Genomic DNA, 15,308 nt, shown 5'->3' on the forward strand with positions numbered 1-15,308 from the left:
GAAGGGACAACCATGGCACGACGTACCCGCACCCTCAGCAGGTTCGTACTGGCCCCGGCGACGGCGGTGGCAGCCCTCATCGGCTTCGCCGCCGCCCCTGCCCAGGCCGCGATCTGGTCCTCCTCGGACCAGTGGGGCAACTACACCACCTCCGACGGCTACACCCTCTACAACAACATCTGGGGCTCCGGCGCAGGCGCGCAGTCCATCTGGGCCAACTCCTCCGCCAACTGGGGCGTTTGGGCCGACCACCCGAACACGGGCGGCATCAAGTCGTACCCCAACGCCAAGAAGGTCGTCGGCAAGTCCCTCAGCTCACTGCGGTCGCTCACCAGCACCTACAACGTCACCGTCCCGTCGTCGGGTGCGTACAACACCTCGTACGACATCTGGGACAGCGACTACGACTACGAGGTCATGCTCTGGGTCAACTACAACGGCGCCGTGGGCCCGCTGGGCACCGCGCAGGGCAACGTGACGCTCGGCGGGCACACCTGGACCGTCTACAAGGGGGACAACGGGGCCAACCAGGTCTTCTCGTTCCTGCGCACCTCGGACTCCACCTCGGGCACGGTGAACATCCTGCCGATCCTGAAGTGGATCAAGGACACCAAGGGCTGGTGGGGCAACGAGACCATCGGTGACGTCCAGTTCGGCTACGAGATCACGTCGTCGTCGGGTGGCCTGGACTTCCGGACGAACGGGTTCGGCGTCTCCGCCGGCTGATCCGTACGCACAAGGAGCCGGCCCCCGCGCGGGGGCCGGCTCGTGCGCGCATCGGGGCCGGGCACTACCTCGGGGCGGGCCCGGTGCTTTCCCGTACCGTCAACTCGGGTGCCAACAGCTCGACTTCGTCCGTGCCGCGACCGGAGAGCTTGGCGACGACCTGCTCGACCGAGCGACGCCCCATCTCCTGCGCGGGGATGGCCACCGAGGTGAGCCGCACCGAAGCCTGGGTGGCCACCTGCTCGGGGCAGATCGCGACCACGGACACGTCCTCGGGCACGGCCCGGCCCTGCTGCCGCAGGAGGTTGAGCAGCGGCTCCACCGCCGACTCGTTCTGCACGATGAACCCCGTGGTGCCGGGGCGCTCGTCGAAGATCCTCGACAGGGTCTGCGCCATCGCCGGGTATCCGCCCTCGCAGGGGCGGTGCAGCACACGTACACCGGTCTCCCGCGCCTTGGCGCGTATGCCGTCGACCGTCCGCTCGGCGAACCCGGTGTGCCGCTCGTACACCGCGGCCGCCTCGCCGATCACGGCGACCTCGCGGTGGCCGAGGCCGGCGAGGTGTTCCACGCAGAGCGCCCCGGTCGCCTCGAAGTCGAGATCGACGCAGGTCAGCCCGTCGGTGTCGGCCGGCAGCCCGATGAGTACGGCGGCCCGCCCGGTGTCACGCAGCAGCGGCAGCCGTTCGTCGTGGAGCTCGACGTCCATCAGGATCATCGCGTCGGCGAGCGAGCTTCCGGCGATGCGCCGCACGGCGGCCGGGCCCTCCTCCCCGGTGAGGAGAAGGACGTCGTAGCCGTGGGTGCGGGCCGTGGTGGCGACCGCGATGGCGATCTCCATCATGATGGGGACGTACATGTCGGTGCGCAGCGGCACCATGAGCGCGATGATGTTCGACCGGCTGCTGGCGAGCGCCCGGGCCCCGGCGTTGGGGTGGTAGCCGAGCTGCTGGATACTCAGCTCCACCCGTTCCCTGGTGGACACCGAGATGGACCGCTTCCCGCTGAGGACATAGCTCACCGTGCTCGCGGAGACTCCGGCGTGCTGCGCGACCTCGGCAAGGGTGACCATTCAGCTCTCCATCAAGGGACGTCGTCGGACACCGGCGCGGAGACCAGCCGGAAACGGCGGCCTCGGTCGGACGTGGCGAAGCGCTTCGACTTGGCCGCTCCGCCTGTGACATGCATGGACGCTGCGAGCCTAGACCTGCCCGCGCGGAGTGTCTAGACCACTATCGAAGCGCTTCGACTCGGTGTGTCGCGGCAGCCGTTCCGGCTACTGCCACGATAGGCCCGTCACCCGGTCCGGAACATCAGCGGGACCGGGAGTCGCGCGTTCAGGACCCCGGCGTACCCGGAGGGAGGTGCGTCCCCCGGTCGCAGGCATCGAGCAGGCGGCCTCAGGCCCCGAGCAGGACCGGAAAGGCCTCCATGTCGTTCTGCGTCATCACGGGAAGCTTCCGGATGTCCGCGTCCGGCACCGCGAGCCGCAGTTCCGGGAAGCGCCCGAAGAGCGCCGGCAGGGCGATGCCCGCCTCGACCCGGGAGAGCGCCGCTCCGGGGCAGATGTGCGGGCCGTGGCCGAAGGTCATGTGCCGGATGGGGGTGGGGCGGGTGATGTCGAACGCGTCGGCGTCGGGGCCGTGCTGCTCGGGGTCGCGTCCGATCACCCGGTAGGAGATGACCACGCCCTCGCCCTTGGCGATGACACCGTCACCGACCTGGATGTCCTCGGTCGCGAACCGCATCAGGAGGTGGGTGGTCGGGGTGTCCCACCGCAGGGTCTCCTCGATCACGGTCTCCCAGGAGACCTCCCCGGCGAGGACCATCCGCAACTGGTCGGGGTGCGCCAGCAGGGCGCGTACGGCATTGAGAATGAGCCCGATCGTGGTCTCGTGCCCGGCGGCGACCATCGCCTTGAGGTTGCCGACCACCTCCTCCTCGGTCAGCGGCTCGCCGCCCTCGTCGGCGAGGATGAGCGCGGAGGTCAGATCATCGGTCGGCTGCGCGGTCTTCTCGCGTACGAGCCCGGCGTAGAAGACGTCCAGGTCGGCGAGGAGGGCCAGGCGCTCGTCCTGCGGGGTGAGCATCGAGAAGAAGGCCTTGTACTGGCGGGTCAGCATGGCGTTCTCGGCGGGGTCGACGCCCATCAGCATGCCGACGACGCGCATGGGCAGGGGCTGCGCGAACACGGACTTGAGGTCGACGACGGCCCCGTCCCTGCCCCCCTCGGCGAGCGCGTCCAGCAGCTCCCCGGTGAACTTCTCGATGTCGGGGCGTATCGCCTCCAGCCGGCGCGGCGTGAGCGCCTGGGAGGTCTTGGTCCGCAGCCGCCGGTGCTCGTCGCCGTCGACGGTGAACATGGACCGGCCGGCGTCGATCATGCCGATGAGCGGCCACGCGTGCGTCACTTCGCCGCTCTGCCACAGGCCCCAGGCATCGAGGTCCTTCACGAGCCGCGGGTCCAGCAGCAGTTGCCGGGCGTCGGCGTGCCGGGTGAGGGCCCAGGCCGGTACACCGAGCAGCTCGATCCGGGCCAGCGGTCCGGCGTCGCGCAGCCGCGTCGTCTCACCGTCCAGGTCCTGGACCATCGGGTCGATGACGACGGTCCCGCCGTCCTGGGCTGCCGCCTGGGCGGCGGCGTGGGGGCAGTTCACGAGAAGTCTCCTGTCGTGCGAACGGGGGTGAACCGAACGGGGAGCGAGGTGGTGCCACGCAGGAACGCGGAGGGCCGCCGCACGAGATCGTCGACGGGGACGGCGAGTTGGAGATCGGGCAACCGGTCGAGCAGGACCTCTATGCCGGTACGAGCGATGATCTCGGCGATCTCCTGGGCGGGGAACGGACACCGGTACTCACCGTGGCTGAAGGCGAGATGGGCGCCGTTGCCGCCCTGTCCGGATGCTCCGCTGCCGGAGATGGTCTGCCGGATCAGCGGGTCGGTGTTGGCGGCGCCGAGGCCGAGCAGCAGCATGTCCCCGGCCCTGATCCGCTGCCCGCCGAGCTGGGTGTCCCGCACGGCCCAGCGTCCGGCGAGGATCTGGGTGGGCGTGTCCTCCCAGAGCACCTCGTTCATGGCGTCGCCGATGCTGCGCCGGCCCCGGGCCATGGACTCGGCGAACGCGTCCTCGGTGAGCATCAGCCGCAGGGAGTTGCTGATCCAGTCGGCGGTGGTGAGGTGCCCGGCGGCCGTGATGGCCATCAGGTCGAGCATGTACTCCTCGTCGGTGAACGCCTCGGGGAAAGCGAGCATGCGCGAGGTCACGTCGTCTCCCGGAAGGGCCCGTTTCGCGGCCACCAGCCGGCCCATGTGTTCGCCGAACCGCTGATGGGCGGTCTGCGCGTCCGGGCCGCCGTCCGCGAGGTCCTTCAGCACCTGGGCGATGTCGGCACCCTCGTCGTCGGGGAACCCGACCAGACGGGCGAGGACGAGGACGGGCAGGGGCTCACAGAAGTCGGCGACGAGATCGGCCGTGCCGCGGCTGCACACGGCGTCGATGAGCCCGTCCGCCAACTGTTCGCAGTGGTTGCGGATTTCGAAGGGGTCGGTGCCTTCGAGGGCCGGCCCGACCATGCGCGCGTGCCGCCGGTGCTCCTCCCCCGCGCTGAAGTAGATGGACGGCAGGGGCCGCCCCACCATCGGCAGCAGGGGCCAGTCGTCGGGGATGTGGGGCCACTGGTTCCAGAGCCCGACATCGCGCGGGAACAGCTCCGCGTCGCTGGTGACTTGATGCAGTTCCCGGTACCCGATGACCAGCCAGGCGGGGAAGCCGCCCGGCAGCTCCACGGGGACGACGGGCCCGTGATCACGCCGCATGGCGCGGTAGACGGCTTGCGGTTCCGTCTGGAACCCGGGCCCGCCGAGTGGCACGGCACCGGCGTGCGCCGGGCAACCGGGAGGCGGAGAGGGAGAGGGTGGCGCGGGCTCTGCGGAAGAAGGGCGCGTCATGGGTCCTGACTCCTGTGGCGACAGCTGCACGCGTCAAGATCAGGCGATCAACGCACGTTCACTATAAGGAGTTTGTGTGCCGTCGGAACGGTCAGCGACGATCAATCCCACACCCTGAACGGAACAGCGGGACGACATCTCAGCACAATTGCCGAGCATCGCGATGTACCGAACGAGCTCACGGTGCGGACGCGACGGGACGGGCTACGCCAGGGAGCCACGGCCCCCGGCACGGTCGTCCCGAACCGCGGTCTCGCACAGCTCCCCGGCCTCCAACCCGACGTTGACGAGCCCGGCAGCGCCGCCGTTGACTCCGCCGCCGTGCACCAGCTTCAGCGCATGCCAACGCTCCAGCCAGTACACCCGCCCGAGGTGACTCGCAAGGGTCTCCCGCAGCGCGCCGGGGGCATGCGTCCACACCGCGGGGAGGTTGTCGGCATGGTCGAAGGCGGCCCGCAGTTCGACCCACCCGTCATCACGGACATCCCCCGAGGTGACCAGGATCTCGACGGCCCGCCCCGGCTCCTGGCGGCACTTCTTCGCGTGGATCCAGTGCACGCGGTGACCCGCGGCATAGCGGGAGCAGCCGTCACTCCGCACGGAGTCGTTCTGGGCGAGATGACGCAGCATGGTGAGGTTCGCCTTCCGAGGTGAGGACCCCGGATCTCCTGCACCGCGGTCCGCTGTTCCCCGTGCCCTTCGCACGGGGCAGGTCGTCACCCGGAGCACCCGCAGCGGAGCGGGGTGCCGTCCAGCAAGCCGGGGCTGCGCACTGGAACTCATGACCCGTACACGACTCTAACGCACACGAACGGCACGAACCGACGGGTGGTCAGGAGTGCGCGGCCCCGGCCCCGGGCACCACCCGCCCCGGACCGCCCGCCGGGACGAGGCCCCTGACCCGGGGCCCTCAGCCGGTGACGAGACCCGGGTCGCTCGAACCGGCCCGGCCGGTCTCGACGTGTCCGGCGAAGCGCCGCAGGAACGTGGCGTCCACGTCGGAGACGACGGTGACGTCGTACCAGCTCTTGCTCCCCCGCAGGTCGAGCACGTGTTTCACGGTCGCGCCGGCGCTGACCGCGAAGGCCCGCACCCCTCCCCCGTACCCGGCCGCGCTGCGCACGGTCAGACGCACGGTCGAGGACCCACCGTTGACGAAGGTGAGCTCCAGTCCACCACCCGCCGCGACATGACGCGCCGTCACCTCCGGCCCCGCCACCTTGCCGCCGGCCCGGAAGGTGCGCAGGAAGCCGTTGGGACCATGGACGGTGAGGTCGGTCACTCCCTTGGAATAGGCGGTGTTCCAGCTGTCCGCGAGGGACTTGCCGGCCTCGGTGGTGTAGGTCCAGGGCCCGTCCGTGCGGTTCGCGGAGCTCACCAGGAACTGCGCCCCTGCGGCGGCGCCGCCACTGAGGGTGAGGCGGTACGTGCCGGTGGCCGTATCGGCGGCCCCGTCGACGAAGGGTGCGTAGCGCAGCGGCCGGGTGGGCCGTGCCCCCTTCTCCTGCTTGGGCACGCTGCCGGTGGCGGGCGGTGCGGGGACGTAGTCGGGGTGCCGGAGGCGGTCCGGAGGCTCGTAGGCGTCGGTCGACGGCAACGAGAGGTCCGAGGCGTCCGTACGACTGAAGTCGAAGGCGGAGGTGAGATCACCGCAGACGGCGCGCCGCCAGGGCGAGATGTTGGGCTCGTGCACGCCGAAGCGCTGTTCCATGAAGCGGATGACGGAGGTGTGGTCGAAGACCTCGGAGCACGCGAACCCACCGGTGCTCCACGGTGAGACGACCAGCATGGGCACGCGCTGGCCGAGCCCGTACGGTCCGGCGGTGTACCGGATGTCGCCGGGGAAGTAGTCGGCGGAGGTGTCGACGGTGGACAGCCCCTGCGCGGGCCCCGACGGGACGAAGGGCGGCACGACATGGTCGAAGAAGCCGTCGTTCTCGTCGTAGGTGATGAAGAGGGCGGTCCGGCCCCAGACCTCGGGATCGGCCGTCAGCGCGTCCAGGACCTGCGAGATGTACCAGGCGCCGTAGTTGGCGGGCCAGTTGGGGTGTTCGCTGTACGCCTCCGGGGAGACGATCCACGAGACCTTCGGCAGCGTCCCGGCCCGGACATCGGCCTTCAGGTCGTCGAGGAGCCCTCCGCCGTTCTTGATGTCGGTCCCGGTGCGGGCCTTGTCGTGGAGCGGGTCGCCGGGCACGGCGTTACGGTAACTATCGAAGTAGAGGAGCGAGTTGTCCCCGTACGTACCCCGGTAGGCGTCGCTGATCCACCCCCAGGACCCGGCGGCGTCGAGCCCGTCGCCGATGTCCTGGTAGACCTTCCAGGAAACCCCCGCCTGCTCCAGGCGCTCGGGGTAGGTGGTCCAGCCGTATCCCGCCTCGTCGTTGCCGAGGACGGGGCCGCCACCGGAACCGTCGTTCCCCGTGTACCCGCTCCAGAGGTAGTAGCGGTTCGGGTCGGTGTTCCCGATGAACGAGCAGTGGTACGCGTCGCAGACGGTGAACGCGTCGGCGAGGGCGTAGTGGAACGGAATGTCCTCGCGGGTGAGGTGGGCCATCGTCGTCGCGGTCTTGGCCGGAACCCACTGGTCGTACGCACCCTTGTTGAACGCCCGGTGTCCGCCGGCCCAGTCGTGGTTGAGGTCCTGGAGGAACTGCATCCCGAGCTTGTCGGCCGGCGGCCGGAACGGCAGCACCTCCTTGCCGAGGGAGTCCTTCTGATGCCAGACCGGCTTGCCACTGGGCAGCGTGACGGGGCGCGGGTCACCGAAGCCGCGCACGCCGTTCATGGTGCCGAAGTAGTGGTCGAAGGAACGGTTCTCCTGCATCAGGACGACGATGTGCTCGACGTCCCGCAGGCTGCCCGTTCGCCCCCGTGCGGGGAGGGACGCGGCGCGGGCGATGCTGCTCGACAAGGCGGTGTAGGCAGCCGTGCCTCCGGCGAGTTGCAGGAGGCGGCGACGGTTGAGTTCTGCCATGGGGGGCCTCTGCGGGGTGAGGGGATGTGGGGGCGAAAGCGACTGGAGTGTTCCAGAGTCGACGGGCCCGCGGAAGACCCGTGCGGTGTGCACGCGGTGGCGATCGGCCGAACAGCCGGCGACGGAACAGACCACGGCACTGCCCGCGTGCGACGGCGTACGCGGGATAGTCCGGGTACCCGCCCCGGCCGACCCTTACGGCTTCACCCCCACACCACCGAACGCATCCACATCGGCTGCCACCGTCGCGCTGTCGGCATCGGGACGCCATGCGCTGAGCCGGACGAACCCGGGCTCGATCATGCGCAGCCCGTCGAAGAGCGTCTCGATCTGCTGGGGCTCACGGACGTAGTACGGCACGGCACCACTCTCGATGTACGCCTTCTCCGCTGCGATCATGCCCTCGCTGGTCCGCGTGCCGTCGTACACGACGAGGAGGCTCCCCGACGGAAGCCCGGCCATGATCGCGTGCACCACGTCACGCGCGCGGTCGAAGTCGCCGGCGTGGCCGAGTATGCCGAGCAGCATGAGCGCGACGGGCCGCTCGAAGTCGAGGGTCTTCGCCGCCCCGGTCAGGATGGCTTCCGGCTCGTACAGGTCGGCGTCGATGTAGTCCGTGGCGCCTTCCGGCGAGCTGGTGAGCAGGGCCCGCGCGTGAGTGAGCACCAGGGGGTCGTTGTCGACGTACACGATGCGCGCGTCGGGGGCGATCGCCTGCGCGACCTGATGGGTGTTGTCAGCGGTGGGCAGGCCGGTCCCGATGTCGAGGAACTGCCGGATGCCGTGTTCCCGGACCAGATGACTCACCGACCTGCGCAGGAACTGCCGACCCGCCACTGCCACATCGACGAGTCCGGGGAAGAACGCCTTGATCTGATCGCCGACCTCGCGGTCGACCTCGTAGTTGTCCTTGCCCCCGACGAAGTAGTTCCAGAAGCGGGCCGAGTGGGGGCGCCTCGTGTCGATCCGCGCCGATATGCCAGCCGGGGCAGGCACTTGGTTCTCGCTCACAAGAGCCTCCTGGCACAAACGATGTTGAGGGACGCTCTCAATCTAGCCGGATGCCGTGCCGGTCTCCCGGCGCATCAGCCCACGGCGGCTCGGACAGAACGTCTTCGGCCGTCTCACTCACCGCACCAACTCACCCGGGTTGGGGGACTTGCCCTGCTTCACTGCGAAGTTCGCGTCCTGTGGGGAATCATGCGGATCATGGCCCAACTCGAAGCGCGCGAAGTGCCGCTGCACAAAGTCTTCTGCAGTGACTACGACTTTCGGATCCCTGACTACCAGCGCCCTTACGCATGGCAGCCCGAACAGGCCCAGCAGCTCCTGGCCGACCTGGAGGAAGCCCTCCTGCGGGGCGACGGGGAGCCCTACTTCCTCGGCTCTCTGGTTCTCGTCAAGGACAGCGGATCCGCCGAGGCCGACGTCATCGACGGTCAGCAACGTCTGACGACGTTGACCATCCTGCTGGCCGTGCTGCGCGATCTGGCGCAGCAGCCCGACGTGGTGACCAATCTGGTGGCGATGATCTCCGAGCCCGGGAACACGGTCCTGGGCCTGAAGGCCAAGCCCCGCCTCACTCTGCGCCCCCGGGACGCCGACTTCTTCCAGCAGCACATTCAGACCGCCGGTTCCATCAGCACACTCCTGGTGCTGAACCCGCACAATCTCAGGACGGACGCGCAGAGGGCTGTCCAGGCCAACGCGCTGGCACTGCACACGGCCTTGGCCTCCTGGAGCGACGAGCAGCGACTCTCCCTGTGCAAGCTGATGGGGGTCCAGACCTTCCTGGTCGCGGTCAGCACCCCTGACCTGGACAGCGCCCACCGGATCTTCAGCGTCATGAACTCCCGGGGCCTCGATCTGTCGCCTGCCGACATCTTCAAGGCGCAGATCATCGGGGAGATCGACGAGGAGGTCTCGGAGACGTACGCCAGGCGGTGGGAAGATTCCGAGGAGAGCCTTGGCCGCGAGGACTTCTCCGACCTCTTCTCCCACATCCGCATGATCTTCTCGGGCGAGCGGGCACGACAGGAACTGCTCAAGGAGTTCCAGAGCCAGGTTCTCGTCCACTACAAGGGCGGTCGCGCCAAGGAGTTCGTGGACCAGGTACTCGTGCCCTATGCCGAGGCGTCGGCGGTGATCCGTGACAAGGCGTACGCGGCCGGAGACGGGTCGGATCAGGTCAATCTGTGGTTCCGCAGACTCCTGCTGCTGGACAACAACGACTGGTGGCCGGCCGCGCTGTGGGCGCTCAGGTCCCACGGAGACGATCCGGTGTGGCTGGGTTCCTTCCTCCGGTCACTGGAACGACTCGCGGCAAGCATGTTCGTCCGACGTGTCTACACCACTCCCCGTGTCTTCCGCTTCGCCGAGTTGCTTACCGAGCTGAAGGAGCTGAGCCCGGACAGGAGCCTGGAAGCCCCGGCCTTCCAACTGACCGAGACCGAGCGGGCCGAGACACTGCGCCGGCTCGACGGCGAGGTCTACCACGAGTTGAGGACGCGGCGATACATCCTGTTGCGGCTCGACGAGTTGGTGTCCGAGGACGACATCGTGGCGACCTACGACGCTCCGCGCATCACGGTCGAGCATGTGCTCCCCCAGAATCCCGATCCGCAGTCGCAATGGCGTGCGGACTTCACCACGAGCGAACGCGCTCTGTGGACGCACCGCCTGGCCAACCTGGTGCTGCTCAGCCGTGCCAAGAACTCCCAGGTTCAGAACCTCGACTTCACCGACAAGAAGGAGCGGTACCTCAAGCGGGGCGTCGTCACGTTCCCCCTGACCACACAGGTACTGGGTCAGGAAACCTGGACGCCCGAGCAGCTGGAGAAGCGCCAGGTGGATCTCATCGGCCTCCTGGCCGAGGAGTGGCAGCTGTAGAACCCCAGGAACGAAGTTCCGATTCGCCGACCTGATCGGAGGCCGGTCGCCGTTCGGACGGCCCGTCGCTCACGGCTCGGCGTACGGGCCTCTGACCAGTCGCGGCGACGGGCAGTCACAGGTGGCCGCGCCTGGATTCGTCCGCTTCGGGTGCCGTGATCCGGCGGTAGAGGGTGAGGAAGAGCTCCAGCTCTTCGCTCTCCTCGGCGCTCGCACGCCCCGAAGCGAGGCGGCTCCGGGCCTCCTGACTCAGGCGGCTCAGGTGACCCACGTGGTCCAGGTGGTGCCAGAGCAGACGGAACGTCTGCTGGTGGTCGTAGAGGCTCGTCTCGTACGACCGGTTCGTGAGGTGACGGGCCTGAGCCATGAGGGCTCGGAAGGTCTCCCTGTCACCGGACGAGAGCAGGCCCTTCAGGTGGCGGTGATACACCGCCAGTTCGGGCTCTTCAGCCGCGTCCATGCGGATTCCCCCCGATGTATTCGTCATCGTTCCCCTGGCCGTACGGCCGGCGCTCGGGGTCACCCGGCCTTCTTCCACTCCGCGCAGCGCTTCGTCTGGAAGTACTCCCCCTTGTTGAGCGTCACCCGGCCCGGCCCCTCCAGGTTGTTGTTGGCGATGATCGCGTCGAACTCACCGCTGGCGTCCTTCAGCCGGGCCCAGTAGCAGCCGAACGAGCCGTCGCCACCCGCGGTCTTGTACGTCCCCGCCGCGATGTCCTCCCCGACCAGGTACTCCCCGTCCCCGCTGAACGTGCTCGGGGGGCCGGGCTTCTCCGTGTTCTTCGGCTTGGCCGTCACGGTCTTGGTCACGGTCGGGGCGGGAGCGGCCTTCGCCGTCTCCGTCGCGGTGGCAGTCGCGGTCACCGTCGGCCCCGGCTTCGCGGAGGCGCCGGCCTTGCCGTCGGCGTCGGCCTCGCCGCTGGAGCCGATGCCCGTGCCGATGAGCAGGGCGACGAAAGCGACGGCACCGTGTGTGATCCACGCCTTGGCGCGCGAGGGCTTCCGCGGCGACGGAACGGGCGGGACCGGAGCGGTGTAGTGGGGGGTGTTGTACGGTCCGGGGCCCTGGTACTGGGGAGAGTTCATGGCGTGCTCCAAGTGAGTGGTGTCGAGTGGTGTACGAGCTGAGTGGGTTCGGTTGGCCGTGCCGGTCCGGGTGAGCGGACCGCTGTCACTCCCCGCGGATCCGGCGTCCCGTTTCCGTCGCGGGGTAGAGGATCGCGTCGGCGACGCGGCCGCCGGAGTCCCTCACGCCGCCGGCGAAGTTGAGACGTCCCGTGGCGGTCGCCTTGGCGGCGACGCCGTGCCAGTAGCGGGGCTCGCGGTCCCACCGGATGTCGGCGAGGAGCCGGTGCAGGTCCTCGACGCCGAGCGCGTTCATCGGGTCGGCCCACGGGGTGGTGTGGTGCACGGCGATGCCGAGTCCCGCGAGCACCGCCGGGGCGGTGATGGCACTGCGCGAGGCGAAGTGCGGGAAGTGGTCGGAGATGAGCCGGGCCAGCGACGGGACGACGCTCCCCTCGACCTGCGCGGCATCCGTCCCGGCGGGAAGCTCGTCCTCGTGGACGGTCTCCGCCGAGCGTGAAAGTCCCGTGCGCCCGTAGATCGCGGTGATGACGAGGGCGCGCAGCGCGGAGAGCGTGATGACCTCCGGGTCCGTCTTGCCGACCTGCCGCTTGCTGGCGTTGACGAGCTTCGTGAACGGGACGACCTTGTCGTCGACCTCGACCTTGACGGATTCGGCGAGGCGGTGCGCGAGCCGGGTCGCGAAGTCCCGCTGGTCCATGGACATGGCCAGGTTCTTGGCGACGATGACGCCCTGCACGTTGCGGTCGTAGAAGATCTGCCGTGCGTCGGCGACCGACAGATCCACGTACAGCTCGAAGGGGACGCGGACGGTGGCGAGTTCGGCGTACGTGAGCCCGTAGTGCCCGGGGTCGTCGTAGAGCTCGTGCCACGCTGTCGTCTGCGTCTCGCCGTCGATGGCGACGACGCAGGTGCCGGGCGTGATGGTCAGGGTCCGCAGGCCCGTTCCGGGCAGCAGTTCGTCGCTGAGGGCGGCGAGCGGTCCGGCGTGCCAGAAGGTGATCGGCGGTGTGGACCAGCCGGCGCCCAGTTCGCCCTTCACGCCGTCGGCGATGTACTCGGCGTACGAGCCGACGTTCTTCCCCTTCTGCGTGGACTTCAGCGCGCGCTGCACGAGGGAGCGCAGTTCGGCGTGGCGCCGTACGGCACCGGACGCGGCCTTGAGCGTCTTCGTGTCCTCCTCGCGGCGGGGCGAGGGGACGAGCTGGACGAGCGTCGCCACGGACATGGTCCCGATCACGGCGTCGGTCCGGAACGGCATGACGGTGAGCTGGATTCCTTCGACGACCGTGGTCGGCAGGGTGATCTGCATGGGGTGTCTCCCTCGGGATCAGAGGAGCGGTGCGTGGCGCGGCACCGCGGCGCAGGCAGGGGCAGCAGGCACGTCGACGGTTCACACCGCGAGGAGCACGCCGCCAACCGGAAGCTCCATCAGATAAACACTGCAGTGAAAGCACTGTCAAACCCCTTTCAAGATTTGACGAGCGCTGTAGTCTGTTTACTGTTCACTCCCGAGAGGCCAGGAACCCCCATGCCCCAGCCACCCGCTCAGGTGACCGCCGCCGAGATCTCCCGGATCGCCGGTGTCACGCGTGCCACCGTCAGCAACTGGCGCCGTCGGCACGACGACTTCCCGGCCCCGTCGGGCGGCACCGATAGCAGTCCGCTCTATGACCTGGAAGCGGTACGGGGATGGCTGGAGGCGCGCGGCCAGTCGTCCGCCGCCACGCCCTCGGAAGAGCTGCGCACCGTCCTGCGGCTCCACGGATCCGGGGCCGGCGTGGCAGCCCGCCTGTTCCCTCTCGTTCTGGCGGCGTCGCGCCGAAGCGCGGACGATCTCGCCGCACTCGACGGCCTGCCCGACTCCGAGGTCATCGCCCAGGCCGACAAGGCCGCGGCGGAGCTCGCCGGAGCGGTCCCGGAGGCCGAGGCCGCCGCTTTCGGGCCGGACGACGTGGCCGCACTCCGGGCCCTGTCGAGGTGCGTCCGCGGCGAGGGTGCGCAGAGCGCCCTCGATGTCCTCGCCGAACGCGAACTCGACGACACCGCCTCCAGCGGCACGTACCGCACGCCGACCGAACTCGCGGACCTCATGGCCCGGCTGCTGCCGGATCGCACGACGCGCGTGCTCGATCCGGCGTGCGGCAGCGGCAGCCTGCTCGCGGCGGCGGCCCGCCGGGGCGCCACGGAGTTGTACGGCCAGGACTCCCTGCCCGTACAGGCCCAGCGCAGCGCGGTACGCCTGCTGCTCGCGGCACCCGACGCACAGGTCACCGTCCGCGCGGGCGACACCCTGCGCGCCGACGCCTTCCCGGAGCTGCGGGTGGGCGGCGTGCTCTGCAACCCGCCGTACGGCGACCGCGACTGGGGCCACGAGGAGCTCGCGTACGACCAGCGGTGGGCCTACGGCGTGCCGCCGCGGATCGAGTCGGAGCTGGCCTGGACGCAGCACGCCCTCGCGCATCTGGAACCCGGCGGCTATGCCGCGATGCTGCTCCCGCCGGCCACGTCCACCCGTGCCTCGGGCCGCCGCATCCGTGCGGAGCTCGTACGCAGCGGAGCACTGCGCGCCGTTGTCGGCCTGCCCGTCGGCGCTTCGGCGCCGCTGCACATCGGCCTGCACCTGTGGGTGCTCCAGCGCCCGGAGCCGGGGGCCACGGGCGGTGCGTCGGTGCTGTTCGTGGACGTGAGCGGCGACCAGCGCGACGGTGCTGCGGGGTCGCCGCAGGACACGCGCTCCCGGCCCCGGACCCGTCGAGGCGGGGTGGACTGGGACGCGCTGTCGGCCGAGGTCCTGCGCCACTGGTCCGCGTACAGGCAGGCCCCGGGCTCCTTCACCGACACCCCTGGCACGGCACGCGCCGTCCCGACGATCGACCTGGTCGACGACCTGGTCGACCTCACGCCTGCCCGGCAGGTGCGCACCGCCCCCGCCGACCTCGACCCGGCGGAGGTAGCGGGGCGCGCGGAGGAACAGCGAGCGCTGCTCGTCGCCTCCCTCCCCCAGTTGGAGAGCGCGGCGGGCGTCGGCCCGTGGGAGGCGGTCGCCGAGTCCTCGCGGGCCTGGCGCACGGCGACGGTCTCCGACCTCGCCCGAGGGGGCGCGCTCTCCTTGCTACGGGCGGCGGTCCCCGGCACCCGCGGTGAGACCGGAGCCGGGGGCAGCGGGGAACGCCCGGTGCTCACCGCCTCCGACATCAGCAGCGGCACCGGCCCCTCGGGCACACCGGAGGACCTGCGTACCGATGCGGCGCACACGGTCGCCGCAGGCGATGTGCTGGTACGCGGCGTAGCCGGCGGCAACGGCTTCATGGCCCGCGTCGCGGACGAGGCGGACGCCGAGGCCCTCCTCGGTCACCACATCCACCTGCTCCGCCCGGACCCGGCCCGGCTCGACCCCTGGTTCCTCGCGGGGTTCCTGGGGGCCGAGGCCAACATCGCCGGGGCCTCCACGGGCAGCACCATCCTGCACGTCTCCCCGGGCCGACTACGGGTACCGCTGCTCCCGCTGGAGGAACAACGCCGCTACGGGGCCGCGTTCCGCCACACCCACGAACTCCGCACCGCCGCCCGCCGGACGGCCGAGCTCGCCGAGGCCACGGCCCACGCGCTGCTCACCGGCCTGACGGCGGGGGCACTGCGCCCGCCGCCCGAGGGCCCGTTGGCCTGAACGGCCACGCC

The 15,308-nt window shown here is 69.9% G+C and carries 12 protein-coding genes and 1 riboswitch; of the genes, 3 read left to right on the plus strand and 9 right to left on the minus strand.

Features of this window, described 5'->3' with window-relative positions:
• Positions 1–12 precede the first annotated feature (12 nt).
• On the plus strand, positions 13–726 hold the full coding sequence (locus ACFYPA_RS03565; RefSeq protein ID WP_359082252.1) for a hypothetical protein: 714 nt from the start codon (positions 13–15) through the stop codon (positions 724–726).
• Between the two features lie 64 nt (positions 727–790).
• On the opposite strand, the gene ACFYPA_RS03570 is transcribed toward ACFYPA_RS03565, so the two are convergent.
• The 6 genes from ACFYPA_RS03570 to ACFYPA_RS03595 all read right to left on the minus strand — a co-directional run bounded on the left by ACFYPA_RS03570 (position 791) and on the right by ACFYPA_RS03595 (position 8,663).
• Positions 791–1,798 (minus strand): LacI family DNA-binding transcriptional regulator, encoded by a 1,008-nt coding sequence (locus tag ACFYPA_RS03570; protein ID WP_359082253.1) that lies wholly within the window; start codon positions 1,796–1,798, stop codon positions 791–793.
• Positions 1,799–2,126: 328 nt separating this feature from the next.
• Positions 2,127–3,383, minus strand: a complete 1,257-nt coding sequence (locus ACFYPA_RS03575) for a cytochrome P450 (protein WP_389129195.1) — start codon at positions 3,381–3,383, stop codon at positions 2,127–2,129.
• Positions 3,380–4,675: a cytochrome P450 gene (locus tag ACFYPA_RS03580; protein WP_359352063.1), complete on the minus strand. Its 1,296-nt coding sequence runs from the start codon at positions 4,673–4,675 to the stop codon at positions 3,380–3,382. The genes ACFYPA_RS03575 and ACFYPA_RS03580 overlap by 4 nt, the downstream gene beginning before the upstream one ends.
• A gap of 204 nt (positions 4,676–4,879) precedes the next feature.
• Positions 4,880–5,305 (minus strand): hypothetical protein, encoded by a 426-nt coding sequence (locus tag ACFYPA_RS03585; protein WP_359352065.1) that lies wholly within the window; start codon positions 5,303–5,305, stop codon positions 4,880–4,882.
• A gap of 47 nt (positions 5,306–5,352) precedes the next feature.
• Positions 5,353–5,462, minus strand: a riboswitch (SAM riboswitch).
• A 123-nt stretch (positions 5,463–5,585) separates the two neighbouring features.
• On the minus strand, positions 5,586–7,652 hold the full coding sequence (locus tag ACFYPA_RS03590) for a phosphocholine-specific phospholipase C (protein ID WP_389129200.1): 2,067 nt from the start codon (positions 7,650–7,652) through the stop codon (positions 5,586–5,588).
• Positions 7,653–7,847: 195 nt separating this feature from the next.
• Positions 7,848–8,663 carry an SAM-dependent methyltransferase gene (locus ACFYPA_RS03595; RefSeq protein WP_359352071.1) on the minus strand — a complete coding sequence of 272 codons (816 nt, stop codon included), beginning with the start codon at positions 8,661–8,663 and terminating at the stop codon, positions 7,848–7,850.
• A gap of 198 nt (positions 8,664–8,861) precedes the next feature.
• Here ACFYPA_RS03595 and ACFYPA_RS03600 point away from each other — a divergent pair, with 198 nt between their 5' ends.
• Complete coding sequence (locus tag ACFYPA_RS03600; protein ID WP_389129203.1) at positions 8,862–10,541, plus strand: DUF262 domain-containing protein; 1,680 nt, start codon at positions 8,862–8,864, stop codon at positions 10,539–10,541.
• Between the two features lie 115 nt (positions 10,542–10,656).
• On the opposite strand, the gene ACFYPA_RS03605 is transcribed toward ACFYPA_RS03600, so the two are convergent.
• The 3 genes from ACFYPA_RS03605 to ACFYPA_RS03615 form a co-directional block, all read right to left on the minus strand.
• Positions 10,657–11,001, minus strand: coding sequence for a hypothetical protein (locus ACFYPA_RS03605; protein WP_359311354.1), 345 nt, complete (start codon positions 10,999–11,001; stop codon positions 10,657–10,659).
• A gap of 59 nt (positions 11,002–11,060) precedes the next feature.
• A complete protein-coding gene (locus ACFYPA_RS03610; protein WP_389129206.1) occupies positions 11,061–11,627 on the minus strand; it encodes a hypothetical protein in 567 nt (188 codons plus the stop codon).
• A gap of 85 nt (positions 11,628–11,712) precedes the next feature.
• Complete coding sequence (locus ACFYPA_RS03615) at positions 11,713–12,939, minus strand: DNA sulfur modification protein DndB (RefSeq protein WP_389129209.1); 1,227 nt, start codon at positions 12,937–12,939, stop codon at positions 11,713–11,715.
• Between the two features lie 219 nt (positions 12,940–13,158).
• On the opposite strand from ACFYPA_RS03615, the gene ACFYPA_RS03620 reads away from it, so the two are divergent.
• A complete protein-coding gene (locus ACFYPA_RS03620) occupies positions 13,159–15,297 on the plus strand; it encodes an N-6 DNA methylase (protein WP_389129212.1) in 2,139 nt (712 codons plus the stop codon).
• Positions 15,298–15,308: the final 11 nt, after the last annotated feature.

The sequence above is a fragment of the Streptomyces sp. NPDC005775 genome, from assembly GCF_042871565.1.
Lineage (GTDB): Bacteria > Actinomycetota > Actinomycetes > Streptomycetales > Streptomycetaceae > Streptomyces.

Coding starts and splice junctions, on each gene's coding strand:
- ACFYPA_RS03565 (WP_359082252.1), top strand. CDS start 13: ATGGCACGACGTACCCGCACCCTCAGCAGGTTCGTACTGGCCCCGGCG.
- ACFYPA_RS03570 (WP_359082253.1), bottom strand. CDS start 1,798: ATGGTCACCCTTGCCGAGGTCGCGCAGCACGCCGGAGTCTCCGCGAGC.
- ACFYPA_RS03580 (WP_359352063.1), bottom strand. CDS start 4,675: ATGACGCGCCCTTCTTCCGCAGAGCCCGCGCCACCCTCTCCCTCTCCG.
- ACFYPA_RS03585 (WP_359352065.1), bottom strand. CDS start 5,305: ATGCTGCGTCATCTCGCCCAGAACGACTCCGTGCGGAGTGACGGCTGC.
- ACFYPA_RS03590 (WP_389129200.1), bottom strand. CDS start 7,652: ATGGCAGAACTCAACCGTCGCCGCCTCCTGCAACTCGCCGGAGGCACG.
- ACFYPA_RS03600 (WP_389129203.1), top strand. CDS start 8,862: ATGGCCCAACTCGAAGCGCGCGAAGTGCCGCTGCACAAAGTCTTCTGC.
- ACFYPA_RS03605 (WP_359311354.1), bottom strand. CDS start 11,001: ATGGACGCGGCTGAAGAGCCCGAACTGGCGGTGTATCACCGCCACCTG.
- ACFYPA_RS03610 (WP_389129206.1), bottom strand. CDS start 11,627: ATGAACTCTCCCCAGTACCAGGGCCCCGGACCGTACAACACCCCCCAC.
- ACFYPA_RS03615 (WP_389129209.1), bottom strand. CDS start 12,939: ATGCAGATCACCCTGCCGACCACGGTCGTCGAAGGAATCCAGCTCACC.
- ACFYPA_RS03620 (WP_389129212.1), top strand. CDS start 13,159: ATGCCCCAGCCACCCGCTCAGGTGACCGCCGCCGAGATCTCCCGGATC.